Origin of the sequence: Actinoallomurus vinaceus, from assembly GCF_039542055.1 — a bacterium.
Classification (GTDB): domain Bacteria; phylum Actinomycetota; class Actinomycetes; order Streptosporangiales; family Streptosporangiaceae; genus Actinoallomurus; species Actinoallomurus vinaceus.
The window spans coordinates 788,602-814,467 of record NZ_BAABHK010000001.1; the positions used below are offsets into that span (position 1 = coordinate 788,602).

General features: G+C 67.3%; 25 protein-coding genes and 2 pseudogenes. 20 read left to right on the forward strand and 7 right to left on the reverse strand.

The window, feature by feature from the left end; genetic code table 11:
* Positions 1-7: 7 nt before the first annotated feature.
* Positions 8-1,003: a polyprenyl synthetase family protein gene (locus ABEA24_RS03485; RefSeq protein ID WP_345429134.1), complete on the forward strand. Its 996-nt coding sequence runs from the start codon at positions 8-10 to the stop codon at positions 1,001-1,003.
* Positions 1,004-1,095: 92 nt separating this feature from the next.
* Here ABEA24_RS03485 and ABEA24_RS03490 read toward each other — a convergent pair whose 3' ends face one another.
* Positions 1,096-1,668, reverse strand: a complete 573-nt coding sequence (locus ABEA24_RS03490; protein ID WP_345429135.1) for a hypothetical protein — start codon at positions 1,666-1,668, stop codon at positions 1,096-1,098.
* Between the two features lie 271 nt (positions 1,669-1,939).
* Here ABEA24_RS03490 and ABEA24_RS03495 point away from each other — a divergent pair, with 271 nt between their 5' ends.
* From ABEA24_RS03495 to ABEA24_RS03515, 5 genes are all read left to right on the forward strand, one after another.
* Positions 1,940-2,755, forward strand: a complete 816-nt coding sequence (locus tag ABEA24_RS03495; protein WP_345429136.1) for a trypsin-like serine peptidase — start codon at positions 1,940-1,942, stop codon at positions 2,753-2,755.
* 93 nt (positions 2,756-2,848) lie between these two features.
* A complete protein-coding gene (locus ABEA24_RS03500; protein WP_345429137.1) occupies positions 2,849-3,754 on the forward strand; it encodes a trypsin-like serine peptidase in 906 nt (301 codons plus the stop codon).
* 220 nt (positions 3,755-3,974) lie between these two features.
* The gene (locus tag ABEA24_RS03505; RefSeq protein ID WP_345429138.1) at positions 3,975-4,895 is read left to right on the forward strand and encodes a trypsin-like serine peptidase; all 921 of its coding nucleotides are present in this window, start codon (positions 3,975-3,977) and stop codon (positions 4,893-4,895) included.
* A 65-nt stretch (positions 4,896-4,960) separates the two neighbouring features.
* The gene (locus ABEA24_RS03510) at positions 4,961-5,869 is read left to right on the forward strand and encodes a trypsin-like serine peptidase (RefSeq protein WP_345429139.1); all 909 of its coding nucleotides are present in this window, start codon (positions 4,961-4,963) and stop codon (positions 5,867-5,869) included.
* Positions 5,870-6,197: 328 nt separating this feature from the next.
* On the forward strand, positions 6,198-7,082 hold the full coding sequence (locus tag ABEA24_RS03515) for a hypothetical protein (RefSeq protein ID WP_345429140.1): 885 nt from the start codon (positions 6,198-6,200) through the stop codon (positions 7,080-7,082).
* A 7-nt stretch (positions 7,083-7,089) separates the two neighbouring features.
* On the opposite strand, the gene rarD is transcribed toward ABEA24_RS03515, so the two are convergent.
* The gene (rarD, locus tag ABEA24_RS03520; protein ID WP_345429141.1) at positions 7,090-7,995 is read right to left on the reverse strand and encodes an EamA family transporter RarD; all 906 of its coding nucleotides are present in this window, start codon (positions 7,993-7,995) and stop codon (positions 7,090-7,092) included.
* Positions 7,996-8,098: 103 nt separating this feature from the next.
* Here rarD and msrA point away from each other — a divergent pair, with 103 nt between their 5' ends.
* The 8 genes and pseudogenes from msrA to ABEA24_RS03560 all read left to right on the forward strand — a co-directional run bounded on the left by msrA (position 8,099) and on the right by ABEA24_RS03560 (position 13,005).
* Entirely contained in the window at positions 8,099-8,755 is a 657-nt protein-coding gene (gene msrA / locus ABEA24_RS03525) for a peptide-methionine (S)-S-oxide reductase MsrA (protein ID WP_345429142.1), read from the forward strand.
* A gap of 267 nt (positions 8,756-9,022) precedes the next feature.
* Positions 9,023-10,117, forward strand: coding sequence for a hypothetical protein (locus tag ABEA24_RS03530; protein WP_345429143.1), 1,095 nt, complete (start codon positions 9,023-9,025; stop codon positions 10,115-10,117).
* Between the two features lie 13 nt (positions 10,118-10,130).
* Positions 10,131-10,556 (forward strand): hypothetical protein, encoded by a 426-nt coding sequence (locus ABEA24_RS03535; protein WP_345429144.1) that lies wholly within the window; start codon positions 10,131-10,133, stop codon positions 10,554-10,556.
* Complete coding sequence (locus ABEA24_RS03540; protein ID WP_345429145.1) at positions 10,553-10,780, forward strand: hypothetical protein; 228 nt, start codon at positions 10,553-10,555, stop codon at positions 10,778-10,780. The genes ABEA24_RS03535 and ABEA24_RS03540 overlap by 4 nt, the downstream gene beginning before the upstream one ends.
* A gap of 65 nt (positions 10,781-10,845) precedes the next feature.
* Positions 10,846-10,947: pseudogene (locus ABEA24_RS03545) on the forward strand (peptide-methionine (S)-S-oxide reductase MsrA); the annotation flags it as partial.
* Positions 10,944-11,264, forward strand: a complete 321-nt coding sequence (locus ABEA24_RS03550) for a hypothetical protein (protein WP_345429146.1) — start codon at positions 10,944-10,946, stop codon at positions 11,262-11,264. The pseudogene ABEA24_RS03545 and the gene ABEA24_RS03550, both read left to right, overlap by 4 nt.
* Positions 11,261-11,779 (forward strand): flavoprotein, encoded by a 519-nt coding sequence (locus tag ABEA24_RS03555; protein ID WP_345429147.1) that lies wholly within the window; start codon positions 11,261-11,263, stop codon positions 11,777-11,779. The genes ABEA24_RS03550 and ABEA24_RS03555 overlap by 4 nt, the downstream gene beginning before the upstream one ends.
* 20 nt (positions 11,780-11,799) lie before the next feature.
* Positions 11,800-13,005, forward strand: coding sequence for a helix-turn-helix domain-containing protein (locus ABEA24_RS03560; protein ID WP_345429148.1), 1,206 nt, complete (start codon positions 11,800-11,802; stop codon positions 13,003-13,005).
* A gap of 90 nt (positions 13,006-13,095) precedes the next feature.
* Here ABEA24_RS03560 and ABEA24_RS03565 read toward each other — a convergent pair whose 3' ends face one another.
* Positions 13,096-13,365 carry a hypothetical protein gene (locus tag ABEA24_RS03565; protein WP_345429149.1) on the reverse strand — a complete coding sequence of 90 codons (270 nt, stop codon included), beginning with the start codon at positions 13,363-13,365 and terminating at the stop codon, positions 13,096-13,098.
* Positions 13,366-13,967: 602 nt separating this feature from the next.
* Between ABEA24_RS03565 and ABEA24_RS03570 the strand changes: the two genes are divergently transcribed.
* On the forward strand, positions 13,968-14,516 hold the full coding sequence (locus ABEA24_RS03570) for a GrpB family protein (protein ID WP_345429150.1): 549 nt from the start codon (positions 13,968-13,970) through the stop codon (positions 14,514-14,516).
* Between the two features lie 161 nt (positions 14,517-14,677).
* On the forward strand, positions 14,678-15,049 hold the full coding sequence (locus ABEA24_RS03575; protein WP_345429151.1) for a MerR family transcriptional regulator: 372 nt from the start codon (positions 14,678-14,680) through the stop codon (positions 15,047-15,049).
* 42 nt (positions 15,050-15,091) lie between these two features.
* On the opposite strand, the gene ABEA24_RS03580 is transcribed toward ABEA24_RS03575, so the two are convergent.
* Together ABEA24_RS03580 and ABEA24_RS03585 are read right to left on the reverse strand one after the other, a co-directional pair.
* A complete protein-coding gene (locus ABEA24_RS03580) occupies positions 15,092-16,093 on the reverse strand; it encodes an aldo/keto reductase (RefSeq protein ID WP_345429152.1) in 1,002 nt (333 codons plus the stop codon).
* A gap of 165 nt (positions 16,094-16,258) precedes the next feature.
* On the reverse strand, positions 16,259-16,783 hold the full coding sequence (locus tag ABEA24_RS03585; RefSeq protein ID WP_345429153.1) for a hypothetical protein: 525 nt from the start codon (positions 16,781-16,783) through the stop codon (positions 16,259-16,261).
* 334 nt (positions 16,784-17,117) lie between these two features.
* On the opposite strand from ABEA24_RS03585, the gene ABEA24_RS03590 reads away from it, so the two are divergent.
* The 4 genes from ABEA24_RS03590 to ABEA24_RS03605 all read left to right on the forward strand — a co-directional run bounded on the left by ABEA24_RS03590 (position 17,118) and on the right by ABEA24_RS03605 (position 21,274).
* Positions 17,118-17,747: a hypothetical protein gene (locus tag ABEA24_RS03590; RefSeq protein ID WP_345429154.1), complete on the forward strand. Its 630-nt coding sequence runs from the start codon at positions 17,118-17,120 to the stop codon at positions 17,745-17,747.
* Positions 17,748-17,850: 103 nt separating this feature from the next.
* A complete protein-coding gene (locus ABEA24_RS03595; RefSeq protein ID WP_345429155.1) occupies positions 17,851-18,567 on the forward strand; it encodes an HD domain-containing protein in 717 nt (238 codons plus the stop codon).
* Between the two features lie 108 nt (positions 18,568-18,675).
* Entirely contained in the window at positions 18,676-18,879 is a 204-nt protein-coding gene (locus ABEA24_RS03600; RefSeq protein ID WP_345429156.1) for a DUF4236 domain-containing protein, read from the forward strand.
* Between the two features lie 169 nt (positions 18,880-19,048).
* Positions 19,049-21,274 (forward strand): protein kinase domain-containing protein, encoded by a 2,226-nt coding sequence (locus ABEA24_RS03605; RefSeq protein WP_345429157.1) that lies wholly within the window; start codon positions 19,049-19,051, stop codon positions 21,272-21,274.
* Positions 21,275-22,492: 1,218 nt separating this feature from the next.
* Here the strand turns inward: ABEA24_RS03605 and ABEA24_RS03610 are convergent.
* Both ABEA24_RS03610 and ABEA24_RS03615 read right to left on the reverse strand, forming a co-directional pair.
* Positions 22,493-22,663 (reverse strand): annotated as a pseudogene (locus tag ABEA24_RS03610) (ISKra4 family transposase); the annotation flags it as partial.
* Positions 22,664-22,720: 57 nt separating this feature from the next.
* Positions 22,721-25,702 (reverse strand): tetratricopeptide repeat protein, encoded by a 2,982-nt coding sequence (locus ABEA24_RS03615; RefSeq protein ID WP_345429158.1) that lies wholly within the window; start codon positions 25,700-25,702, stop codon positions 22,721-22,723.
* Positions 25,703-25,866: the final 164 nt, after the last annotated feature.

Here is a 25,866-nt window from a genome sequence, read left to right on the forward strand (position 1 = left end):
AGAGTCTGTGAGTAGTGCCCTTCTGGGCCTTCCGGCCGTCGATGACACGCTCGCAGCGAATATCCAGGGGAGACTGGACGACGTCGAGGAGGCGCTGCGGGACGCCGTGAGGAGCGACCACGCGCTCATCACGGACGCCTCGCGGCACCTCGCCGACGCGGGCGGCAAGCGGTTCCGGCCGATGCTGGTGCTGCTCGCCGCCCAGTTCGGCGACCCGACGGCGCCCGGCGTCATCCCGGTGGCGGTCGTGGTCGAGCTGACCCACCTGGCGACGCTCTACCACGACGACGTGATGGACGAGGCCGTGATGCGCCGGGGCCAGGTGTCGGCGAACTCCCGGTGGAACAACACCATCGCCATCCTCACCGGCGACTTCCTCTTCGCCCGCGCCTCCGACCTGCTGGCCGACCTCGGGCCGGAGGCCGTGCGCATCCAGGCGCGCACCTTCGCCCGGCTGGTCCAGGGCCAGATCCAGGAGACCGCAGGCCCGGCCGAGGGCGCCGACCCGCTCGAGCACTACATCGAGGTCGTGGCGGGCAAGACCGGCTCGCTGATCGCCGCGTCGGGGCACCTGGGCGCGCTCCTGGCGGGCGCCGCCCCGGAGGTCGTCACGACGCTGACGTCGGCCTGCGAGAAGATCGGGGTCGCGTTCCAGCTGTCCGACGACATCCTCGACATCGCCTCGGAGTCGGAGGAGTCGGGCAAGACCCCCGGCACGGACCTGCGCGAGGGCATCCGTACGCTGCCAGTGCTGCACGTCCTGCGCTCGGCGGCGGACGAGGACGCCCGCCTGCGCGAGCTGCTGTCCTCCGACCTCACCGACGACGCCCGGCACGCCGAGGCGCTCGCCCTGCTGCGCGCGCACCCGGCGATGGACCGCGCCCGCGCCGACCTGCGCCGGTGGGCCGACGAGGCCCGCGCGGAGCTGCTGACCCTGCCCGACGTGCCCGCGCGGGCGGCGTTCCTCTCCCTCTGCGACTACGTCCTGACCCGGACGTCCTAGAACGCGCCCTAGGGGCCTGGCTCGAAGTCCCGCTGTCCTACCGCACGGTGCCCAGGCGCCGCTCGCTACGGACGGGGACTTCGAGACAGGCCCTAGCCGCGTCGGCGGCGGGCGAGGAGCAGGCCCGCGCCGCCGAAGATCAGCACCGCCATGACCCCGCCGATCGCGAAGAACGGCATGTTCGAGTTCTTCTTGCTCTGCGACGCGGCGGGGCTGGCGCTGAGCGTGGTCGTCGACGACTGGGGGTGGGGTGACCCGCCGGCGGCGGTCGGCTGCGACGTGACGGGCTTGTGGGACTGCTTGCCGGGCAGATCGGTCTTGCCGGTCTTGGCGACCACGACGACCTGACCGCGGACGGTACGGCCGTTGCCGCACGACGCGGTGATGGCGTAGGTGCCGGGCTGCAGGTCCTTCTTGAGTCGCGGATCGCCCTCACCGGTGTCCGCCTTGCCGTAGAGCGTCACGTCGCGCGTGAACGCCTCCGACTTCGCGATGTGCGGCGTCGGGCCGACACTGCAGTCGGGAACGGAGATGTGGATCCGCTGCCCGGCATGCGGCGTGTCCGGTGTCACACCGATGCCCTGCGCGGCGGCGGGCGCGGCGCCCAGACCGGTCACCACGGCGGCCGTGACGGTGACCGTGACGGCCTTACGTGCTGGTCGCACTGCTTCCTCCTCCGAGCCCCGCGGGCTCTCGCCCCCCCTGCGCGAGCGGCGTCTGGTCAACCCCGGGACATGCAAGTTACTGCATATCTTGATCAAGCGCCGAGAGGTTAGGGCTACGCTATTGATTCGCTTTGCTTGTGTTAACAGTTGTCAATAGACGGGGTAGCTGGTGCGGTCGACGAGGATCCTCCCAATTGTCCTGATTCCCGCGACGCTGGTCACCGTTGCCGGACCGGCGGTCGCCAGACCCGCAGGTGATCACGGTACCTCGGTGAGAATCCAGGTGGACGACCCGTACGGTGTCGCGGACGCGGCCACGCTCGCGTTCTGGACGCCGAAGCGGATGGCGGCGGCCACTCCGCTCGACGGCCGCCCGACGCAGGCGTCGAGCGCCACGCTGGGCGTGCAGTCCAGCAGGCCGACCGCGCACACGTGGTCGGGCAGCCCGGTCGTCGGGGCGCTGTTCTCCAGCGACGGCAGCGGCAGCCACTACTGCACCGCCAGCGTCGTGGACACGCCGAAGAAGAGCCTGATCCTCACCGCCGCCCACTGCGTGTACAGCACGAAGGGCAAGGCCAAGAACATTGCCTTCGTGCCGCGCTACAGCAAGGGCAGCCGCCCGTACGGCGTCTGGACCGTGGGGTCCATCTACGTCGACAAGCGCTGGATGAAGAACCGCGACCCGGACCTCGACTTCGGCTTCGCGACGATCGGCACGCAGAACGGCAGGAAGATCGCGAACGTCGTCGGCGCGAACCAGCTCGTCTGGAATCAGGGCTACACCAATCGGGTGCGCGTCATCGGCTATCCCATGAAGAAGTACGCGTCCGTCGACAAGCCGATCTACTGCACGGTCACCACCCACAAGGCCTTCAAGTACCAGATCCGGTTCGACTGCAACGGCTACTACGGCGGCACCAGTGGCAGTCCTTGGATCAAGAATTACAACACCACCACCCGGCGTGGCCAGGTGCTCGGCGTCATCGGCGGGTACCAGGAGGGCGGCAAGTACGACTGGCGGTCGTACAGCTCCGTGTTCGACAAGGACATCAAGAAGCTCTTCGCGGATGCCAAGGCCGGCGGTTAGTGAGCGACACGGCCGCCGAAAACCCGGCGGCGGCGCGGCGATGATGCGATAGTTCGTTATCGTGTACGCCTGCGCACGGAGGGTGAGTCACCGGTGAAGACCAGACGACTGTGCTGCGCCGTCCTGACCGGCCTGGCGTCGCTCACCCCGGCCCCACAGGCCTGGGCCGCCGGAAGGCACGGCGCTCACCCCGTCACCTTCGTCGACCGCGCCGCCGGCGCGCGCAGCGCCGCGTACTGGACCGCGGCCCTCATGGCGTCGGCGACCCCTCTCGACCCCCGCGACGTGCACCTGGCGCGGCGGGCCGGGCCGCCCGCGGCGGCCCCCTCGGCCTTCGCCACGGCCGGCAGCCGCGTCGTCGGAGCCCTCTTCTTCGGCAGCGGCAGCGGCCGCCACTACTGCACCGCCAGCGTGGTCGACTCCCCGAAGAAGAACCTCCTCATCACGGCGGCCCACTGCCTGTACAGCCCGACCAGCCACACCTGGAACAGCCACATCGTCTTCGTCCCGAAGTACAGCCAGGGCCGCCGCCCGTACGGCACCTGGCCGGTCTGGCTGATGGTGACCGACCAGCGCTGGCTCGACCATGGCGACCCGGACGCCGACGTCGGGTTCGCCGCCGTGCAGGTGATAGACGGCCGGCGCATCGCCGACGTCGTCGGGGCGAACGAGATGCTCGTCAACACGGGCTTTTCCAACCGCGTCACGGTCATCGGCTACCCGTCGAAGGCCAACTACCCGAGCGACCGCCCGATCCGCTGCACCGGCCGCACGTACCAACAGGACGATCGCCAGCTCCGGTTCGACTGCGGCGGCTTCACCGGCGGCACCAGCGGCAGCCCGTGGATCGCCGAGTACGACGACCAGGCGCAGCGCGGCTACGTGGTCGGCGTGATCGGCGGCTATCAGCGAGGCGGCGAGTACGACTGGCGGTCCTACAGCCCGCTCTTCGACGACGACATCAGCCGCCTCGCCGTCACCGCCAACAACCAGGCCTGAGCGAGGCGCCGCCGGCGCCGCGATCGTTGCGGTCCGTCGGCAGACGGCCACATTCGGCCACGTCCTGACGGCTGTGGTCTTGTCGGCCTGCGGAGATGACTCAGTGGCGGCGACCGGAACGGACGCTGTGCGCCTGATCACCCGAAATCTTGGTGTCGGCCCCTAATGATCATGGAATAGTGCGTCGTCGTACTGTTTTCGATCATGAAAGTTGGGGTCCGTGAGGATCAGACGACTTCTCCAGGGTGCGCTGCTGACGGCATCGGTGTTCTCCATCACGGTGCCGCCCGCCATGGCCGCGGTGGGCGGTGGCGGCACGGTGCACGCGGTGAGCCACTTCGACCAGAGCGCCGCGGAGATCAGCGCGTACTGGACGCCGGCGCGAATGGCCGCCGCCACGCCGGTGGGCAGCCGGGACGACGAGACGAGGGCCGTGGTCGGCCCCCAGGCCATACCAAACCCTACGCACGAAGGCAGCAAGGTCGTCGGCGCGCTGTTCTCCAACAACGGCAGCGGCGACCACTTCTGCACCGCAAGCATCGTCTACTCATCGAACCACAGCCTGCTCCTGACCGCGGCACACTGCCTGTACTCCCCGGAAAAGCACACATGGGGCAGCAAGATCGCATTCGTCCCCGGCTACAGCGCGGGGCACAGGCCGTACGGTGTCTGGACCGTCTCGACGATGACGGTCGACAGCCGTTGGATCAGCACCAATCACGGCGACCCTGACCTCGACTTCGGCTTCGTCCGCGTGAACAGGCTCCACGGCAAGAACATCACCGACGCCCTCGGATACAACAGCCTGCTCATCAACCAGGGCTTCAACAAGCGGGTGACGGTCATCGGCTACCCGGGGAAGAAGTACGCCTCCATCGACAAGCCGATCAAGTGCCTCACCACCACGTTCAAGCAGGCGAAGTACCAGCAGGGTTTCGACTGCAACGGCTTCTACAACGGCACCAGCGGCAGCCCGTGGATCATGCACTACAGCAACGGGAGCGGGATGGTGATCGGCGCGCTCGGCGGTTACCAGCGGGGCGGCAACAGCCCCTCGCGGTCCTACAGCGCGGTCTTCGACAACGACATCAAGAAACTCAAAGACCACGCCAACGCCTGCACGCACGCGCACTGCAACTGAGGACGGCCGTCAGGCCGCCTCGCGACGGGCGTCGTAACTGTTTCGATCACGAAAGCTGGAGCCTGGTGAAGATCAGCCGAATAGTCGAGGGCACGCTGCTGACAGCGTCGCTCTTCTCGATGGCGGTACCGCCCGCCATGGCCGCCGGGGACGGCAGCGCGGTGCGCCCGGTGAGCCACGTTGAAAAGAACACCTCACAGATCACCAAGTACTGGACGCCGGCGCGAATGGCGACCGCCACGCCGGTGACCAACCGGAACGACGAGACGCTCCTGCCGGCCGGCCCTCCGTCCGGCACGCCGTCCGCCAAGTACAGCGGCGGCAGCAAGGTCATCGGCGCGCTCTTCTACAACAACGGCAGTGGCAAGCACTACTGCACCGCCAGCATCATCAACGCGCCGAAGCAGAACCTCCTTCTGACCGCTGCGCACTGCCTGTACAACCCGCACAACCACAAATGGAACAGCAACGTCGCGTTCGTCCCCGGCTACAGCGCGGGGCACAGGCCGCGCGGCGTCTGGCCCATCTGGATGATGGCGGTCGACAAGCGGTGGGCCAACAACGCTGACGCGGACCTCGACTTCGGCTTCGCCGCCGTCAACGGCCGCATCGCCCACACCATCGGGTACAACACGATCTGGATCAACGAGGGCTTCAACCGGCGGGTGACGGTCATCGGGTACCCGGCGAAGGCCCACAACCCGCCGGACAAGCCGATCTCGTGCGCCAACACGACGTTCAAGCAGGCGAAGTACCAGCAGGGCTTCGACTGCAAGGGCTTCTACGGCGGCACGAGCGGTAGCCCGTGGATGATGAACTACAACAGCCACACGCAGACCGGGTATGTGATCGGCGCGCTCGGCGGCTACCAGGAGGGCGGCTCCGTCGACTGGCGGTCCTACGCCGCGGTCTTCGACAACGACATCATCAAGCTCAGGAAGTACGCGAACGACTGCCAGCCCTCCCACTGCTGAGGACGGCCGTCGGGTCGCCTGAGCGATGGGCTCCGGCCGGACCACCGCACCGCTTCGAGCGGGCGGTGCGGAGCCCAGCCGCACGGCGGTCGCCTACGTCTGCGGCTCCGTCACGGCGAACGCACCACGCCTGAGGCCCGCCTTTCCGGCGTCCACATCCGGTCAGCCATGGCGACCAGATGATCCTGCCGACCTGCGGAGACCTTCCCGGCCGGACGATCGGAACGCAGGTGTCGGCGGTCTGATCATCCGAATCCTCGTACACCGACTTCATGATCACGAAATAGTGCGGCGTCGTACTGTTTTCGATCATGAAAGCGGGGGCCTGGTGAAGATCAGACCATTGCTCCATGGCGCGCTGCTGAGCGCGTCACTGTTCTCCCTCGCGGCGCCGGCTGCTGCGGCCGACACCCACACGGTGCGGGCGGTGAGCAGCGATCAGGACGCCGCGCGGGTCACCGCATATTGGACCGTCGCCCGGATGGCGGCCGCCACCCCGGAGGGGCCCCGACCGTCCGGGAAGACACCGGATCCGGCCGGACCGTCGCTCGCGGCGAACGGGGGCAGCCGGGTCGTCGGCGCGCTCTTCTACAACAAGGGCCATGGCATCCACTTCTGCACCGCGAGCGTGGTCCACTCGTACACGAAGAACATCATCCTCACGGCAGGGCACTGCCTGTACGACCCGCACCACCACACCTTTAGCACCAACCTCGCCTTCGTGCCGGGCTACAACAATGGCAGCCGTCCGTACGGCGTCTGGCCCGTCCACGGCAAGGGCTTTCTGGACGGGCGCTGGCTCAGCCACGGCGACATCGACCTCGACTTCGGCTTCGCCAGGCTCGACAAGGTGGGTGGACGCCACATCGAGGACAGGGTCGGGGCCAACACGATGCGCGCGACCCAGGGCTTCCACAGGTGGGTGACGGTCATCGGTTACCCGGACAAGAAGTACCACCACGCCGACGGGCCGATCTCGTGCTCCAACTGGACGTTCAAGCACTCGACGTTCCAGCAGGGCTTCGACTGCGGGGGCTACTACAACGGCACCAGCGGTAGCCCGTGGGTCATGAACTACAACAAGCACACGCAGAAGGGGATCGTGATCGGCACGCTCGGCGGTTTCCAGCAGGGGGGCGCTACCCCCTCGCGCTCCTACAGTGCCGTCTTCGACAGCGACGCCTTTAATCTCCTCGTCAAGGCGGACCACTAGTCCTGACTCAGGCTGCCTCGGCGACGGGCTCCGGCCGGACCACCGCGCGCCGCTTGGAGCGAGCGGTGCGGAGCCCGTCCACGCTGAGGATCACCAGGGCCGCCCAGACCAGCAGGAACCCGACCCACCGGCTCGCCGGCATCGCCTCGTGCTGGACCACCAGCCCGATCAGGAACTGCAGCACCGGCGCCAGGTACTGCAGCATGCCGATGACCGTGAGCGGCACGCGCGTCGCCGCGGTGTTGAACAGCATCAGCGGGATCGCCGTCACCACCCCCGCGCCCACGAGCAGGGCGATGTGCCCGCTCCCGTGCCCGGTGAACGTCGGATGCGACGCGAACAGCGTGTACCCCAGGGCGGGCAGGAACAGCACCGCCGTCTCCACCGTCAGGCTCTCCGCCGACCCCGTTGCGGCGAACTTCTTGACCAGGCCGTACGTGCCGAAGCTGCAGGCCAGCAGCAGCGCGATCCACGGCAGTCGGCCGTAGTCCGCGGCGAGGATCGCGACGGCGACCACGCTGATCCCGATCGCCGCCCACTGCCAGGCGCGCAGCCGTTCCCGGAAGACCAGAACGCCGAGCAGCACACTGACCAGCGGGTTGATGAAGTAGCCGAGGGCCGCCTCGATCGTGTGCCCGTTGTTGACGGCGTAGATGTACGTGCCCCAGTTGACCGTGATGATCACCGCGGCGAGGGCCAGCAGCGCGATCCGCCGCGGCCGCATCGTCTTGAGCCAGCCCCAGTTCCGGCGTACGACGAGGATCACCAGCACGGCGGCCAGCGACCACATCATGCGGTGGGCGAGGATCTCGAGCGGCCCGGCCGGCTTGAGCAGCGGCCAGTAGAGGGGGAACAAGCCCCACATCGTGTACGCCGCGATGCCGGACAGAATGCCACGACGGTTATCAGCCACGGAGAAATGGTAGCAAGTCGTAATCAGCGTAGATGCTGAACAGTACTGTCAAGCGGTGCTTCACGAACGAGGTCTCGTTTGCTCCGGGGGATAGCCTGCAAGGGTGTTCGGATTCGCGAAGACGAAGATGATCAGTCCCGACGAGGCCCTGCCCGGACGGGACACCCCCATGCCGGTGGCTGAGCGGCACACGGTGCTCGGCACCCCGCTCGCCCCGCCCTATCCGCCCGGCACCGCGATCGCCGAGTTCGGCGAAGGCTGCTTCTGGGGCGTCGAGCGCGCCTTCTGGAAGATCCCCGGCGTCGTGTCCACCGCCGTCGGCTACGCGGGCGGCTATACCAAGAACCCCACGTACGAAGAGGTCTGCTCCGGCCTGACCGGCCACACCGAGGCCGTGCGCGTCGTCTACGACCCGGCCAAGATCTCCTACGAGCAGCTGCTGAAGGCCTTCTGGGAGGGCCACGACCCGACCCAGGGCATGCGCCAGGGCAACGACGTCGGCACGCAGTACCGCTCGGTCATCTTCTACCGCGACGACGCGGAACGCGAGGCCGCCCTCGCCTCCCGCGACGCGTACCAGAAGGTCCTGACCACGAGCGGCTACGGCGAGATCACCACCGAGATCGTCCCCGCCGGTGAGTTCTACTTCGCCGAGGACTACCACCAGCAGTACCTCTCGGACGCCAAGAACCCCAACGGCTACTGCGGCGTGGGTGGCACCGGTCTTAGCTGCCCGGTGGGCGTGGCGCGCGCCGAGTAGGGCGTGACCTCGGGCGGGGTCCTCTACATCGTGGTCTGTGCCGCTCCGGCGGCCTCCGGAGTTGAGGGCCTGGTCTTCTTGCGCAGGCGGCGGGGTGGCATGTCTACGTGATCGCCACTCCGCTGGGCCTTCGCTTCATCGATGCCGACCGGCTCGCCTCGTTGACCGGTGAGCCGGTACGGAGTGTCAATCCGCTCAAAGCGTGGAGATCGTGTTATGCCACTTTGGTCCTGAGCCGATCGACACATCACGATGACGCTCAGGTGCGTGATCGCGCTCCTGCGGCACCTCAGCGTTCGCTGTTCGGTATTGACCGAACAGCGAACACTTGGAATGCTGGACTGCATGGATCCTGCGGCTCTGGCCGTCGACGCCTTCGCGCAGTTGGGCATCGACGCCCGGCTGCCTGTTGACGCATCCGATTGTGGTGCCGATCTCGTGCTGGACCCGGACGGTATCGGGTTCAGGGTCCAGGTGAAGTATCGCGCTTTGGTGACCGACGATGTGGCGGAGAGGCTGCTGTCGGAGACGATGCCGCGAGATGCGGCTCTCCTAGTGATCGCCGACCGGGTGACCGATGTGGCACGCGCGGTGCTGACATCCCGGCGTGCGGGCTACCTCGACTTGCGGGGCCGGCTGGCACTCCGTACGGACCGCCTCGTGATCGACGCCGAGGTTGAGCCGGTGAAAGAGCGGGCCGGGCGCACCGGCGCACTGAGCGGCAAGGCGGGGCTGGAGGTCGCGACAGCACTGCTGATGCATCCCGAGCGAGCGGTGGTGGTACGCCAACTGGCACGCGAACTGGGGCGATCACCCAGTACGGTCTCCGACGTCCTTGCCGCTCTAAGGCAGGACAACCTCATCGACCCTGGCAACGCGGTCACCGGTTCGCGGCTGTTCTGGCAGGTTGCCGACCGATGGCCCACTTCACGGACCTATCTCGCCCGGCCGCCGATGCCCGGTGAGGCGAGCTTGACCGCCCCGCTGCGACTCGGCCTCGATGATGTCGAGCACATGTCCGGGTGGGCGTTGACCGACTCCGCTGCTGCGGTCGCCTACGGTGCACCCTTGGCGTTTCGCTCTGATCAGGTGCTCGATTTCTACGTGCCCGATCACTCTGTCGTCCGGCGCGCGACGACTCTGCTCGGCGTCGCCGGCGGCACCTCGCACGCACGGGCCACAGTGCGCGCTGCCCCCGTGCCCGCGGTCGTGCAGGGGAGAATCAACCTGGAGACGAACGCGCTTGAGTGGCCTCTCGCGCATCCGCTGTTCGTCGCGCTGGATCTGGCCCAGGACGTTGGCCGGGGCCGCGAAATCCTCGCCGCCTGGACCCCTGATGATCGGTGGACTCGTGTCTGGTAGCCGCGTCACCTTCGTGGGCGATGCGATGGCCGCAGTCGTCCAGGGTGTCATCGAGGTCCGTACGCTCATCGTCGGTGGGCTCGCGGTCCTGTCGCGCTTGTCGAGTCCCTATCGTGCCACGGTCGACCTAGACGTCGTCGATCGTCTGGTCGGCGGCGTGCCTCATCTTGAGGTGCTCCGCGCGGCCGACGGTGCCAAGCCAGTTGAACCGGCGGCGGTCCTACTGCCCACCCCGTACGTACGGCCTGCCTCGCTGGCTCAGATCCGTGCCGTCGACGCCGCGGTTGCATACGACATCGCGCTCCATGTCGACCTCTGGTTCGTACGCAGGCGCCCGGAAACGCTCCACTGGATCCGTAACGCAGCCGGTGCGGATGTCACACTCGACGATCTCGACCTCGTCGCGGAGTTGCTGAACGCCGCCGCGCAGCGCGGGTGAGGAACATCGGGTCACAGCACCGGTCCCCTTTCAGTTATCAGCTGGTCACCGGGCCACTGCTGGACCGTCTCATCGAGCTCCGGGCAAACCCGTGGGATGCGGTGCCGGAACGTCCAGGCCAGTCGATGGTGAGACACGCGTTCTTCGGTGCGGACGACCAGGGCATGTTGACCTTCAACATTCATGAGCAGACCGAGACTCTGCGGATCATCGACATCATCTGAGCAGGCTGACAGTCTGGTCTTCGGGGCGGCGATGGCTCGATGGAAGGAGCACTCTCGTGGATCGCTTCCACCAGCAGTATCTTTCAAGCGATAAAAACCCCAACGGCTACTGCGGCGTCGGCGGCACCGGTGTGAGTTGTCCGGTGGGCATCGCTCGGGCCGAGTGAACGACACCGTCTTCGACGAGGTCTCGGTTCTGTGGGCGGAGCATCTCGGGCTGACGTTCCCGGATGACCTCAAGTGGCTGGAGGTTGACGGCGAACCGGTCGGGCTGCTCGACAGCGACATGGCCGGTTGCGTGAGTAGCTATCTAGGCGGAGCGCTGGACGCCGAGAAGCGCGTCATTCTGGGTGACTGCAGCCGGGTGCTCCAGAAGCTTCTTCCGAAGCTTCGCCGTGGCGAAGGGCGTCGATACGCGGAGCGCCTGGCCCGGATGGCCGATCTCATCCTCAGCGACTCGCCGCCCCAGTTGAGTGAGACGTGACCTTGGGCAACGTCCTGTACATCGTGGTCTGTGCCGCTCCGGCGGCATCCGGCGTTGAGGACCTGGTGCTCCTTGCGCAGGCGGCGGGATGGCGTGTCCATGTGATCGCCACTCCGCTGGGCCTGCGCTTCATCGATGCCGACCGGCTTGCCTCGTTGACTGGTGAGCCGGTGCGGAGCGAGTGGCGCATGCCGGGGGAGCCTAAGGCGCTGCCTCCGGCCGACGCGGCGATCGTCGCCCCGGCGACCTTCAACACGATCAACAGGTGGGCGACCGGCATCACCGACACGTTCGCCGTCGGTGTGCTGTGTGAGCTGGCGGGATTCGGAGTCCCGATCGTGGCGGTTCCGCTGCTCAAGGACGCGCTTGCCCGTCATGTGGCGTTCGGTCCCAACCTCGACGCGTTGCGCTCGATGGGCGTGCGGGTGCTGTTCGATCCGTCTGCGCCGCCGGATGCCCGTATGCCACCCTGGGGGCAGATCCTCACAGAGCTTGACGCACTTCGGGCACCGTAGCCCCTGGCGAAAGGCACAGCGTGGACGCTCGCGCCGAGATCGGTCGTCGTATCGCCCGCCAGAGACGGCGGCGGGGATTGAGCCAGGCCGTGCTGGCACAACTGGTGGGGCGCTCTGAGAGTTGGCTGAGCCAGGTGGAGCGGGGTCTCCGATCGATCGACAGTCACTCGGTGCTTCTCCAACTCGCTGAGATCCTCGGCGTCGACATCAGTCAGCTCACGCCAAGCGAGACGGGTACGGAGACGGTGAAGTATGAGCCGGTCGCGGGCATCCGCGACGCCATGACGCGATACGGAGCGCTGCCCGGAGTGATCAACTCGCGGGCGAAGGTCTATCGTCGGCCGAGCCTGCGGTGGCTGAGTCGTGAAGTACGCCGGATCAACGGCCTGTATCAGGCAGCCCGCTACGACGATGCCGGACGGCCGCTGCCAGGTCTGATCGAGACGGTCGAGGAGTCACGTCTGTCGTGCGCCGCTGCGGAGCGCCGGGCGGCTGACACCTTGCGCGCGCTCGTCTACCACTCCGTGACGATGACACTTAACCGAGTCGGTGAGCCGGAACTCGCCTGGGCGGCGGCTGACCGCTCGATCGCGGCGGCAGAGTCGGCGGAGCGTCCACTCCTGGCTGCCGTGAGCGCGTATCGGCTCGGGTACGTCCTGATCGGGCTCAAGCGTGCGGGGCAAGCGGAACACCTCTTGCTCGGTTCCGCCGATGCCCTCGCGGCTTCGAGCCGACGTGCCAAGCCTCCTGTTCTGTCCATTCGCGGGGGCCTATATCTGGCGGCGGCAGCACGCTTCGACAGGGCAAGCGCTGACCGGCATCTCCGGACGGCGCGAAGGATCGCGGAACAGGTCGGCAACGACCGTAACGACTTCTGGTCCGCGTTCGGACCGACCAACGTCGTTATTCACGAGGTGTCGGCCGCCGTCGCGTTCGGAGACGCCAAGCTCGCGCTCTCACGTGGCGAACCGCTGGACGTCCGGCGGTTGGGGCCTGGGCTTCGTGGACGACGTGCTCAAGTGCTCCTCGATATCGCACGTGCCCACGGTCAGCAGCGCAAGGACGCAGCCGCGGTACACACCCTGCTCAAGGCCGAGCAGATCTCACCGGAACTGATCCGGTACGACCCACGCACGAACGCGCTGCTCACCGAACTCGTCCGGCGCGAACACCGTGTCAGCACCCCAGAGTTGAGAGGACTCGCGCGCCGGGCTGGCGTCGTCTGACCCGCACTAGATTGCGGCTTCTTTGCCCTTACCGCAGTGCGGGCCAGCCTGGTCCGGCGGCGGGACCCTCGGGCTATGGCACCCCAAGAGTCATCGCAGCCGATCCCCGAAGTACTCAGCCCCACGCAGGAAGAGCACGAGCGGGAGATTCGCCTCCTGGCTGATCTGGTGCGGGAACTGGTCGGCTTCGGGTTTCAGGTCGGGATGAGTGACGCGGGTCCGGCCGTGTTCATCCGTTCGGCCAAGGGGCGGCTTGTCGTCGTGGTCGCGGTGAGTGGTGACTACTTCGAGTGGAAGTCGGGGGATGACAGTCACCTGGTGACAGATCCGGCTGGTGCGGCTGCTGCCATTGCCGCGCATGTCTGGACACGGGCTGGTGAAGCATGGGCGGCACGGCGACCGGGGGAGCCGTCCAGGACCACAGCGGACAGGACCGGAATCGACGGTGAGCGGTGCGGACGGCTGAATGCCGCAGGCACCCGTAGGGCGAAGTTCTGCCGGCGGCACTGCGCCCCTGGACCGCGAACCGGCGGCGGTGCGGTCACGCCTCTGACCTGCGGTCGGGGACCTCGATGCTTCTCGTCGTTTCGTGCTTGATCACATCGTCATGTGCCCTCAGTGCGCCCTGTAATCAGACCCTCCGGTATGCCTTCGGGGAAAGCCGGTTTCCCAGTTTGGAAGATTTCGGACCGCGATCTTGCGAACTGCTCCGACCCAGGTAAGCGCGGGTTTGCGGCTGTCCGCGACTCCCCGTGAGTCCCCCTTGATCACCGTCCTAACGGGCACGCCTTGGCGACGCTCGCCGCAGCGCGAGCTTCCACCTCAACCACTGACCGCCCTCGCGCTGCCTGCGAGTTGCGGCCATCCCAGAGCCCGGGGCCCTGCCGGAGGTGTCTGAGCAGCGCTATGTGTTCTGGGCTGCTGCGGAACGGGCCGTTTGTATGGGTGACAGGATGGCGCCTATGGCCAGGCCGATCATCGAAGTCGTTGAGTACGATCCGGCATGGCAGGCTTTGGCTGCCGCTGCGATTGAGGAGATAGCGCAGGCGTTGCCTGGGGCCATGGTGGAGATTGAGCACATCGGCTCAACTGCTGTGCCGGGGTTGGCGGCCAAGCCCGTCATCGACCTGATGGCTGCGGTCACTGATCTGGAGATCGTTGAGCGGCTCCAGGGAACTTTGGTAAAGCTGGGTTATCAGCGTCATTTCAACGGCATGGTCGACCGTCTGCTGTACGTGCGTGCCGCCGGCGGCGTGCGCAGCCACATCCTGCACGTCGTCAGGCTGGAGAGTTGGCCAACCCGCAACCAGCGGATTTTGCGCGATTACCTGCGCGAGCATCCAGACGACGCCGAGCGGTATGCCCGGCTGAAGCGGGAGATGGCTGCGGCTGGGGTCGCTCCTGGCGACTATGTGCGGGCGAAGACGGCCCTGATCCAGGAGATGACGGATCGGGCACGGGCGGAGCGTGGCTTGCCGTCGGTGCCCGTATGGGAGAAGACGGAGCGGTAATACAAGTCCGGCTGTCTGCCCGGTGGGCCGCCCGATCGGCACGGCCGGAGGGACCGGCGCCTACGGCGCACGCCCGTAGGGCGTGTCGGAGCGGGCAGCCTGCGGCGGCGCTCGCGCCGCCGCCTTGATCTAGAGTGCGCTCAAGGTTGAATCATCGGAGGATGACGTGGTTCTCACCGGGCGATGTCGCCGACCGTACGGGTTTGAGTCTGGACACGCTGCGCTACTACGAGCGCGAAGGGCTGATCGGCCCGGTACGGCGTGACTCGGGCGGGCGGCGCCTGTACAGCGGTGGGGATCTGGCCTGGCTGGGCGTGGTGACCTGCCTGCGGCGGTCCGGGATGGGCATCGCGGACCTGCGGCGATTCGTCGGAGTGGTGCGCGGCGGGGCGCCCGCGTCCACGGAGCCGGTCGAGATGCTTCGGCTGCACCGCAGCCGGTTGGTCGAGGACATCGAGCACATCCGCGTCGCGCTCTCAGTGATCGACGGCAAGATCGCCCACTACGAGCGGGCCGGCGCCCGGTCCGCCTGACCTCCGGCCGCGTCCGGCCGGAGGCCGGCGGCGTACGGGCGGTCAGCGCCGTACGAACCGCGACTGCAGCTTGTACGGGTACGGCGGCTCGATGTCGCTCGCCGCGGTGAGCCGGTCCACCTGTTCGGCGGTCAGCGACCACTCGACGGCGGCGAGGTTGTCCTTCACGTGGTCGACGGTGCGCGCGCCGATGATCGGGGCGGTGACCGGCGTGCGCTGCATCAGCCAGCGCAGCGACACCTGCGCCGCCGTACGGCCGGTCTCCGCGGCGATCGCGGCGACCTCGTCGACCACCCGCCAGGTGCGTTCGGTGGCGTACTTGCTCCAGGGAATCGTTCCGGAGTCCTCGCCCTGCTTGACGCGGCTGCCCTCCGACGGGGCGGTCGTGCCGCGCCGGTACTTGCCGGACAGCCAGCCGGCCCGCAGCGGTGACCAGGGGATCACGCCGAGGCCTTCGGATCGGCAGACGGGGAGCAGTTCCCACTCGGCCTCGCGGTCGAGCAGGTTGTAGAGCGGCTGGAGGCACACGAACGGCTCCCAGCCGTGCATCGCCGACAGGTCGAGGGCCTTCTGCAGCTGCCAGCCGCAGAAGTTGCTGGCGCCGACGTACCGAACGGTTCCGTTCCGTACGAGCGTGTCCAGGGTGGACAGGGTCTCCTCGAGCGGCGTGGCGTCGTCCCAGACGTGCACCTGGTACAGGTCGATGTGGTCGGTGCCGAGCCGGCGGAGGCTGGCGTGCACGGCGTCGAGGATGTGCTTGCGCGACACGCCGCCGTCGTTCGGGCCCGGGCCCGTCTTGCCGAACGCCTTCGTGGCGATGACGAAGTCGTCGCGGTTCTTGTTCTTCAGCCAGCGGCCAAGGATCTCCTCGGACCCGCCCTGCGCGTAGACGTCGGCGGTGTCGAGGAACGTTCCGCCCGCCTCGGCGTAGGCGTCCATGATGTGGTGACTCGTCTGTTCGTCCGTCTCCACGCCGAACATCATCGTGCCCAGGCACAGCTCGCTGACCTGGAGACCGGACCTGCCGAGAAATCGATGCTCCATGCCACGGACGCTAGGGCGTGGAGCGCGCTCCAGGTCAAGGGCGGCAGGCGCCGCAGCGCGCCGCCGGGATCCGCATGAGACGCGGCCCCGGCTCCTTCTAACGGTGGGAGCCGGGGCCGCGTTCGATGCTGGATCCTTGACGGGCGTCAGAGGGCCGCGTGTTACTCAGTACTTGTAGTACGGGTTCTTGATGTACTTCTTCGTGGTGCACTTCGGGATGTTGGCGACCGGGTAGTCCTGGCAGACCTGCACCTTGACGCCGCGCATGAACGCCTTGCGGCCCGTGGTCACCTTCCAGTCGATGTGCTTGCCCTTGCCGCAGACCTTCTTGCTCGTGTACTCATCGTCGTTCGCCTTGGCGAGGTCCGCGATGATCCGGGCCCTGGCGCACGTCCTGTTGCCCGCCGTGGCCGACGAGATATCGGTGATCCTCACGGCCCACTCGGCCTTGTCACCGACCCACCCGTCGTGCCAGCCAACCCAGCCCTTTCCCTTGGGAATGCCGCTCAGGCGGGTGCCCAGGCCGCTCAGGACGAAAGAGGTCTTCTTCGAGGCGGCGATCTCGATGGGGGAGGAGGTCTTGGCGGAAGCGGGAGCGGTCGCGGCCGAGGCCATCGGCGCCAGCGCGAAGGAGGCCGCGACCACCGCCGAGAGCATGCCGACGCGACGGGAGATTCGCTGAGTGGACATCGTTTCCTCTTGGGGGTCGGAGGGATGATGCGATGGCCCACATCATGGTGATCGGCGGGTAGTCCAAAGAAGATCCTCAGGTCCTAATCCCTGATGGTGCCCCAGCACTACTTGGATGTCGTGGCGGTTGTTCACCGCAGGCTCCGGCGGTCTCCGGCGCGCGGGTAGATGTGCCGTACGCAATCGCAAATCGACCGAGCCTTTCGCTGATGGATCGCACACACTGCTCGGCGGGGCGTCAAGATCGTTTGGCTGCTTCCCGGCCGCAGGCCCATCTACCTGACGTTTTCTCCGTTTGTAGCGCTATAGTGCCCGCATTACGGAAGGCGGCGCGGTGACGCAAAATCAGCATCGAGGCGGCGGTAACAGCGCCCCTCTCTTCCTCATTCTGGGCGGCGTCGCGGGCGTGGTGGTGGAGTTCGCCATCAACCTCGTCCTGTCCTACACGGTGAAGACCTCAAGCCTGTCGGTCATCTACGTCCTCGGCGGGTTCGAAGCGGTGATCACAGGCCTGGTGACCGGCGGTGTCACGCTCCTGGGCCGCCCCCGGCACTATGGCCTCGCCGTGGCGGCGGGCTTCGTCGCACTGATCGCCGGCGTGATCGGCGACCTGCTCGCTCGTCCCGTCATATGGATCCTGCACGACCTGCCGGTGAACGCCAGTACGTTCACCGGCTACTTCACCCACCAAACGGTCGTCTCCTTGCTGACCAACCTGCTGCCGATCGTCGCGGCGGCGGTGCTCACCGCGGTGGGCGTATCAAGAAACGCGCGTACTCCCGCAGCGGTTGCTCCACCTCCGGGGTACTGGAACCAGTCCTCTTCCTATGGACCGCCTCAGCCAGGACCCGGGATGGGCGCCCCGCCGTACGCGCCGCCGGGACCGGCCGCCGGCGGCCCGCCTCCCCAGGGCTGGGAGCCGCCGATGGGCCCCGGAGGACCGCCGCCGCCCGTTCAGCCGTAGAGGGCCCGGTCCGGAACCGGCTGATCTTTTGCGGCGTCCCAGTTTTCACACGGGACGGTCGAACGCTCCCAGGTGGGGCACCGCCCCGTGGGAGGGGAGCACGGTGCCCAGCTACCTGCAGACGCTGCCATTGCACACGATCACCGAGGTGTACGGCGAGGCCGGCCTGCGCGATCGGTTCTCCCGTGAGATCGAACGGTTCGCGGAGCCGGACTGGCGTCGGCTCAACAAGGCGCTCTCCCTGGCGAGCGACCTCCACCGCCAGGATCGCCGCGTGCGCGAACCCGTGGTCAACCATCTGCTGCGCGTGGCACTACGGGTGATGTGCCACTACGAGGTGGACGACGTCGACATCGTCGTCGCGGCCCTCCTGCACGACTCCGTCGAGGACCATCCCGTCGAACTGGCGGGCGACGGCCACGACGACCCTGCCGAGGCGGCCCTGGAGGTCCTGTCCGCCGAGTTCGGTCCGCGCGTCGCCGGACTCGTACGTGCCGTGACGAACCCGGCGTACGACCGAACCCGCGACGTCCACGCCCAGTATCGGGCGCACGTCGTCGCCAGCCTGGACCGCCACCCCGCGGCCCGGGTCATCAAGGTGTCCGACTTCACCGACAACGGTGTCGGGCTCATTCACACCACCGGCCCGAAGGTCCGCAAGCTCGCCATGAAGTACCGCCCGCTCGTCCCAGAGTTGAAGGAACTGGTCAACCGCCCCGACACCCCGCTGGCGGCCCCGGTCAGACTGCACATCGTCCGCCAACTCGACCGCGCCGACCAGCGGTTCACCGCCATTCTCCAAGACCCCCGCGAGCGTTGACAGGCACCTCACCGGTATCCGCCAACGTCAGCGAGGGCCTGCGTTTGACGAACGCCGTGCGGGGCACTTTCGCGTCAATTGCCGTCGATTCATGAAGGGAGCACGACGATGGGCGTGATGTTCCGCAAGCGCCAGAAGTTCGGTCCCCTGATTCTCAATTTCACCGAGCACGGGTTCTCCTCGTGGTCCATCAAGATCGGGCGCTGGTCGTGGAACTCGCGGGCCCGCGCGCACCGGGTCGACCTACCGGGCCCGCTGTCGTGGAAGCAGAACAAGTCCCGCAGGCGAGAGAGGGCGTCCGATCACCGGTGATCGGTGAGAGTAGCGTGGCAGAGATTCCCGATATCAGTCTCGCTTGACCGCACCGGTCCTCATCGCCCTTGCGAAGGCTTCGCCTGAACCAAGACCGCTGACGAGATCCTCGAACGCCTCGCCTCATATCTTGATCGGATCCCTGACGCAGGACACTAGGATGCTCACTATGGAGCCGGTGGAGCCCATAGAGGAAGAGCCGACGTCCTCACCGACTGTGCCTGCCAGTGGAGCAGGCTCGGCATTCGGTTCCCAACCGACGGCTCATCTACTGCTCGACCGCTATGAGCTGCTACGGGTTCTCGGCGCCGGAGGCATGGCGTCCGTCCACCTGGCCTATGACCACACGGCGCGCAGGCAGGTGGCGGTCAAGTTCATGCTGCCTGACCTGGCACATAAGGTCGAATTCCGCCGCCGTTTCGAGCGCGAGGCGAAGGTGGCCACCGGGCTCGACCATCCAAGGATCGTGACGGTTTTCGAGAGCGGGCGCGCATCCCTGGACGGCGACAACGTGCCCTACCTGGTCATGGAGTACATCGAGGGCGAAACGCTGGCCCGGCACGCGGACCGGCTGCGTGCCAAGGGTGAACGCATGTCGGTGCCCGAAGCGCTCGAATTGACCGCCCAGGTGCTCGACGCCCTGGCCTGCGCCCATGAGCAGGGCGTGATCCATCGCGACATCAAGCCTGGCAACGTGATGATCACGTCCAACGGATCGATTAAAGTGATGGACTTTGGAATCGCCCGGCTTGCCGTGCCGGATGTCACCAAACTCACCCAGAGCGGAGCAGTGCTCGGAACTCCGCACTACATGTCCCCCGAACAGTTCGAGGGACGCGAAGCGGGACCGGCGTCCGACCTGTACTCCGTGGGCACGATGCTGTTCGAGCTTCTGGCCGGTGAGCCGCCGTTCTCCGGTGATTCCTTCGTGGCGATCCTCCGCGCTGTCATCGGCAGGCCACCGCCCGCGCTGGACAGGCTGCGCCCGGACGTTGGCGTGGGAGTCGCCCGGTTGGTCCGGCAGGCGCTCAGCAAGAGTCCGCGCGATCGGGCCTCCAGCGCGAAGGTCATGGCGTCGCGGTTGCGCGATCTCGCCGAGGAGCACCGGCGGGGCACAGTCGTTCTGACCCCTGATGACCTGTGGGAGCCGGATCCGCCGGCGAAGCGCGGGCATGCACGCCTGCGCCGTCGTCCTGCGCGGCCTGGAGCGGCGCGCCGATTGCTCGTTCGCCTCGCGATACTGGCCGCCACTGTGGCGGCCGCAGCGCTGGTGGTCTCGGCGGAAGGCTGGCCTCTGGGGGTCAGGCCCGTGGCGACCCGAGCTCATCCAGTGGGGTGGCACCCTTGGCGCCTGGAGGTCGACCGGACCGATTCCATGGTCCCAGGGCTCGGCGGTCAGTCGTCCAAGCTCTTCATGACGACGTCCACGGGTGTGCTGGCCATCGACAGGGAGAAGGGCCGCAAGCTGTGGGAATTCGGCGCTCCCACCATGACGAGTTCGGGTTCCGGCCGCGATCTGGCGGTCTCCACAGACGCCATGGTCTATTTCGCCAGTGACTCGACGGTGTACGCGCTGTCAGCGTCGGATGGGACGCCCCGATGGCATCGGCAGCTCTTCTTCGAAGGCAGCAGCGCAGGTATCGAGGTCGCCACGGCAGGAGGCGACCTGTTCGTGGAGACGCCGGATGCCGTGCTGCGGCTCGACCCGGCCACGGGAGCCATCCGGTGGCAATGGCAGCCGAACCATTGTGGAATGGTGATAAGTGAAGTGTTCGTCGCGACGCCGGACGTGCTTCTCGCGGCATGCCGATCCCCGACTAATATCACCACTCTGGAGGCTCTCGACACACAGCGCGGTAGAGAGCGCTGGCACCGCACGGTCTCGGGCGTCTTCATGCCGCGCATCCTCCAAGCCGGCTCGCGAGTGTTCTACCTGGGACCGAGTAAGCCCGCGGACAATGATCACCTGGCCACCTCGCTGGACCTCCGTTCCGGCGCCTTGCTGTGGCAGCACGAGGTCGGGACGTACGCGGCCCTGGACTACGTCGACCACCGTCTGTGGCAGTGGAAGGATGACCGACTGGCCGTCTTGGACCCGGCCACGGGGGAGGCCACCCGGACCCTCAGGGTCCGGAAGTACGACACCTCTTCCCCGGGGTCCCAACATGTCGTGGCGGCCTCCGCCGACCTCATAGTCCTCAACGCCTCGGCCACCATTTACGCCTACCGCTCGTCCGATGGCCGACAGTTGTGGCACTACCGCGCCGATAGTATTGCGGGTCTGCTGGCCGACAACACGCTCGTCCTGCTGAAACGAGATGGCCCGATGGCAATAGACGCCGTCAACGGAGCAGGACCCTGCAAGTTCCTCTACTGCCCCGGCCAACTCCTGTGACCTCGAACCGAACCTCTCCTTTCCGCTACGCATCAGAACCGCACGACAACCGTCCACTGGCGGCCTCGCCGCGCCAACGACGGTCACCGAGGATACTGCCGAGTCCTCGACATCTACGGTCGGGCTCTATTGGCCTTGGGCCGCCCATTCCTCTTCCAGAATAGAATGGACTATTGAATCACGCCGTCGACCGGATACAAGTAGGCGTCCGCGAATGCGAACTTCGACAACCATGCCGAGTTTCTGCATGAGGCGATCAGAAATCGCGTTCTCAGGAGAGCGAGCGCCCCAGATACGATGCAAGCTGAACTCGTCGCGCCCGTGGGCCCATTCCTTAGTGTTACCACCATGTACGTACCAGATGGCGACGTCGGCCGGTCCGATCCGAGGACGGCAGCGAGTGCCGCCGTCGGACGGTGTCGAACGCTCATCTCTAACACCTCCTTTCAGCTGCATCGATCGCGTGATCGAGCGCTGACAGCGAGGTTCATCGCGGAGCAGCGGGCGTGGCGCCGATCGAAGATGGCTTTCGGTCATGTGTCTATGCAGGCGCTTTTAATCCATAGGTTCTGGGTTCGAGTCCCAGGCGCCCTACCACTCGTCTGGTCGCTGACCTGCGGTTTCTTACCGCGGGCGGATCTTGTAGTGATCATTTCGGCGACGTGGGTGCTCCCTGGGTGCTCTTTGGTCGTGATCTTGTCGGATGCGGTCACCATCGCGGGTTGCTTCGGCAGTATCGGACGTGGCCCAGGCCGAGTGGGCCCTGACCGATACGTTCGCAGCTGAGGGAACTCGCCTCTGCGCTGCACGACGCTGTCCGGTTCCGGCATCCATCCGCCAATGACGCCGGGCAGTGGTGCACTACTGGATGGTTCCGGCGCAGGACTTGCATGTTCGGTGCGTCGCCGCCCTCCGAAGCGTTCATCGATCCAACCGATACTGGGCGCAGACCTGGGGGGATTCTGTCACCGGGCCCGGCACACAGATCAGCTGCATGCCGACCTGAGCGTCCGCACGGTCTTCAGCAAGACACTCCTGAGGTCGGGCGCGGCGAAGGCCCCTCGCGTGCGAACCGGCGGGCGATGGACGTACCGATTCCCGGCCCTGCCTCTCTCGCTATCGGTCCTCGACCACGCTGGGAAGGGTCGGGCGTAATCGCGTGCGCTGATCATCTTGCGGTACGGGAGTTCGTGGACCGCTGGGTGACGGCGCCAAGCGCTCACCGTTGGAGATCACGGCCCGGAGCTTCAAGATCGCCTCGGCTCCCGCCAGTCCCCACCGTGCGCCGGTGATCTCCAACCGGTCACCGACCAGATGCCTGGCTGTTCCTTCGATGACGCCGGTGGCGATCGGCCAGCCCTGCTCCAGGGCGTGGTCGTAGCGCGGGTATTCGTGGTGGCCGGCCAGGCGGCCTATGCCGGCGTCGTGACAGCACTCATCACGCGGTCACCGTCCTTCGACAGTGGCGAAGTCATCGCGCGCGTGCTTCGCGCGTACGACGTCGGGATGGTCGGTGCCCAAGGCGCGGACCATGTCGGGAAGCAGGTCGTCATAGAGCCGCACCGCCCCGGCCGCGTCGCCCGAGAGGCCCGTGCAGTAGGCGAGGTTCTGCCGCGCCTGAACGGTGACCGCGTGGCCGGGGCCAAGCGCGCGCTCGCACGCCGCGACACTCGCCTCGTGCAGGGGCAACGCCTCCTCCGGCCGGCCCGCCAGCGCCGTGAAGTGGGCGACGTCCACCCGCGCCAATAGTGTGTCCTCGTGATCCGGGCCGTGCACCCTGGTCATGTCGTTCATCGTGTCGACGCACATCTCCAGGGCCCGGGCCGGGTCCCCGGCCCGCCCGACAGAATGGGCAAGGTTCAAACGGGTGATGAGCGTGTGAGGGTCCTCGGGTCCGTGGGCGCGGACAATCTCGGGGAGTAGCTCTTCGTTGAGCCGTACGGCTGCGGCCGCGTCCCCGGTCAGGTCCGCGCAGTAGGCGTGGTTGATGCGTGCCAGGAGTGTCGTCGGGTGGTCGGGGCCGAGCGCGCGCTCGCACGCCGCGACACTCGCCTCGTGCAGGCGTACCGCCTCCTCCGGCCGGCCCGCCAGCGCCGTGAAGTGAGCGACGCTTATTCGGGCCCCGAGCGTGTCCGCATGGTCAGGGCCGAGGACACGGGCCATGTCGGCGAAGAGTCCGATGTACATCTCCAGGGCCCGGGCCGGGTCACCGGCCAGCCCGACGCACCAGGCGTGGTCAAAGCGGGTTTTCAGGACGTAGTGGTGCTCGGGTCCGAACACCCGCAGCATGTCGGGGAGCAGGGACTCCCGGATGTCACGCGCCCGAACCGGGTCGTACGGCTCGACGTAGTCGGCCAGCCTTGCCCGTTCACCCAGCGTGAACGGATGTTCGCCACCCAACACGCGCGTGAGGTCGGCGACCAGTTCACGGGACAGTCCGGCGGCCTCCTCGTGGCGCGGCGTCCGGTCGATCATCGCGGCGAGGTTCGCGCGCGCCGTGAGGCAGTCTTCGTGATCCGCGCCGAGCGAGCGCTCCAGATCGGGGAGGAGGTCACGGTACAACCGCGCCGCATGTCCTGCGTTTCCGGCCTCACCCGTGGTCATGGCGACGTTGATCCGAGTATTGAGTGTGTACTCATGCTCGGAGCCGTACGCACGGATCATGTCGGGCACCAGGCCGCCGAACATCTCCGCGGCCATGGCGTGGTCTCCGGTCCTGCGCACGCACCAGGCGAACTTGAAGCGGGTGAGCAGCACGTCGGTGTGCTCAGGGCCGAAGACATGAAGCATGTCGGACAGCAGCGTGCCGTGAAGGAGCCGTGCCCGCGCCGGATCGTCCGGTTCGATGTAGTCGGCCAGCCTCCGCCTTTCCCGCAGCGTGAACGGGTGGTCGGGGCCAAGTGCACGTTCGAGATCGGTGACCAGTTCGAGGGAGAGCCCGGCGGCCTCCTTGGGACGCGCCTGGAAGGTGGCCGCGGCCAGGCCCGAGCGAGCCACGAGGGTGGCCTCATCATCGGCGCCGAGCGTCCGCTCCGCGTCACGGACGATCTCACAGTAAAGCCGCACCGCCTGTTCCACGTCTCCGGCCTTCGCCGTGGCCGAGGCGAACTGGCGTCGGTTTAGCAGCGTGTCCCGGTGACCCGCGCCGAGTACCCGCTCCATGTCGGGCAGCACGTCGCGATAGCGCTCGAGCGCCTCGGCGATGCGACCGGCTCGGACCGTCAGGAAAGCGAGGTTCGCACGCGTCACGAGCGTGTGATGGTCGTCGCGCCCGCGCGTGCGAACGAGGTCGGGCAGGAGCTCGCCGAACATCCGGGTCGCCGATGCCGTGTCACCGGCCTCCATCGTGTAAAAGGCGGCATCGAAGCGCGCGTCGAAGGTAGTCAGGTGGTCTGAGCCAAGGGCCCGTGTACGGTCCGCGGCCAGGTCACCGAAAAGCCGGATCGCTTTAGGAAGGTCCCCGGCCTCGGCGGTATGGCGGGCGAGGTGGCCGCGAGCCGTGAGCGTCCAGTCGTGATCCGGGCCGACAACCCGCTCGAGGACGGGCACCAGCTCCGCGTAGTGGGGGACCGCCCCGTCGGCGTGGCCCGAAGCCTCGACCTGGTCTTCCAGCAGGTCCAACAGGTCCTGCCGGGCCGACTCGGTATGCCGGTGGCCGGGGCCGAGAACCCGGGCCCAGTGCCGGACGACGTCATGCAGGATCTCCACCGCGTCCCGCCACTGCCCGGTCTTGCCGAGCCAGACGCCGAGCCAGTGCCGGCTGGCGAGAGTATCGGGATGTTCGGCGCCGAGCACCTGGTCGCGTCCGGCGGCCACGACGCGCAGCACATTCGCCGCTTCGGCGAACTCGCTGGCCTCCCCGAGCCAGCGGCCCAGGTCGTGGCGCAGGGCCAGCGTGCGCGGATCCGCTGGCCCCAGGTCCCGATCGGCGGCATCGACGGCGCGTTGTATTCGGGCGATGGCCGTCGTCCAGTCGCCGGCATGTGCCGCCCGGACGGCCAGCCCGTGATCATAATCATCTTCGCGATCGGACGGCGCGTTCGGTGTATCGGCGACCTCCTCGGCCGGTCGGACGGTTTCTCGGCGATCGCCGGAACCTCGACCATCGGCAGGCGCCTCTGGCGCGTTGCCGGCGAGCCGGCCCAGCGCCTTCGCCCCGAAGGCGCGCGCCCTGTCCACCTCCGCCTGCGCCGGATAGCCATACGTCTCCGGGTGCGCGCAGACATTGCGCACCTCGCGCAGGTGATCCAAATCTACGAACCGCAGACCAGTGAGCCGGGCGAGGTACCCGACGGGAAGCTCATCGGGTGGTACGACCTGCCGCAACACACCCCAAGCGCGAATGACGTCACCGGAGCCGCGCGGCTCGGTCTCTTGGAATCGCCGGACCCGGCGCAGTCTCCGCCCCTCAGCCGCACCAGATGGCATGATCGGATCGTATCCGCCGTTTACCGACAATTCCCGGTCACCACTGAGCGGCCACTTCGACAGCCGCAGCCTGAACGCCATCGCCACGAAAGCATGAGGGGTGTCCGTTTTTCCTTCCACGCGCTGGGCCGGCCGAGCCCCCCAGGGCCGCTCTCCCGGAAACA

Bases quoted from the DNA above. Each gene is read 5' to 3' on its own strand.
- ABEA24_RS03565 (WP_345429149.1), bottom strand. From the start codon at position 13,365: ATGCGCGGCAATGGCAGCAGCCGCACCAGCCGGATCTGTCACCAGGTG.
- ABEA24_RS03570 (WP_345429150.1), top strand. From the start codon at position 13,968: ATGGCCAGGCCGATCATCGAAGTCGTTGAGTACGATCCGGCATGGCAG.
- ABEA24_RS03575 (WP_345429151.1), top strand. From the start codon at position 14,678: ATGACGTGGTTCTCACCGGGCGATGTCGCCGACCGTACGGGTTTGAGT.
- ABEA24_RS03580 (WP_345429152.1), bottom strand. From the start codon at position 16,093: ATGGAGCATCGATTTCTCGGCAGGTCCGGTCTCCAGGTCAGCGAGCTG.
- ABEA24_RS03585 (WP_345429153.1), bottom strand. From the start codon at position 16,783: ATGTCCACTCAGCGAATCTCCCGTCGCGTCGGCATGCTCTCGGCGGTG.
- ABEA24_RS03600 (WP_345429156.1), top strand. From the start codon at position 18,676: ATGGGCGTGATGTTCCGCAAGCGCCAGAAGTTCGGTCCCCTGATTCTC.
- ABEA24_RS03605 (WP_345429157.1), top strand. From the start codon at position 19,049: ATGGAGCCGGTGGAGCCCATAGAGGAAGAGCCGACGTCCTCACCGACT.
- ABEA24_RS03615 (WP_345429158.1), bottom strand. From the start codon at position 25,702: ATGCCATCTGGTGCGGCTGAGGGGCGGAGACTGCGCCGGGTCCGGCGA.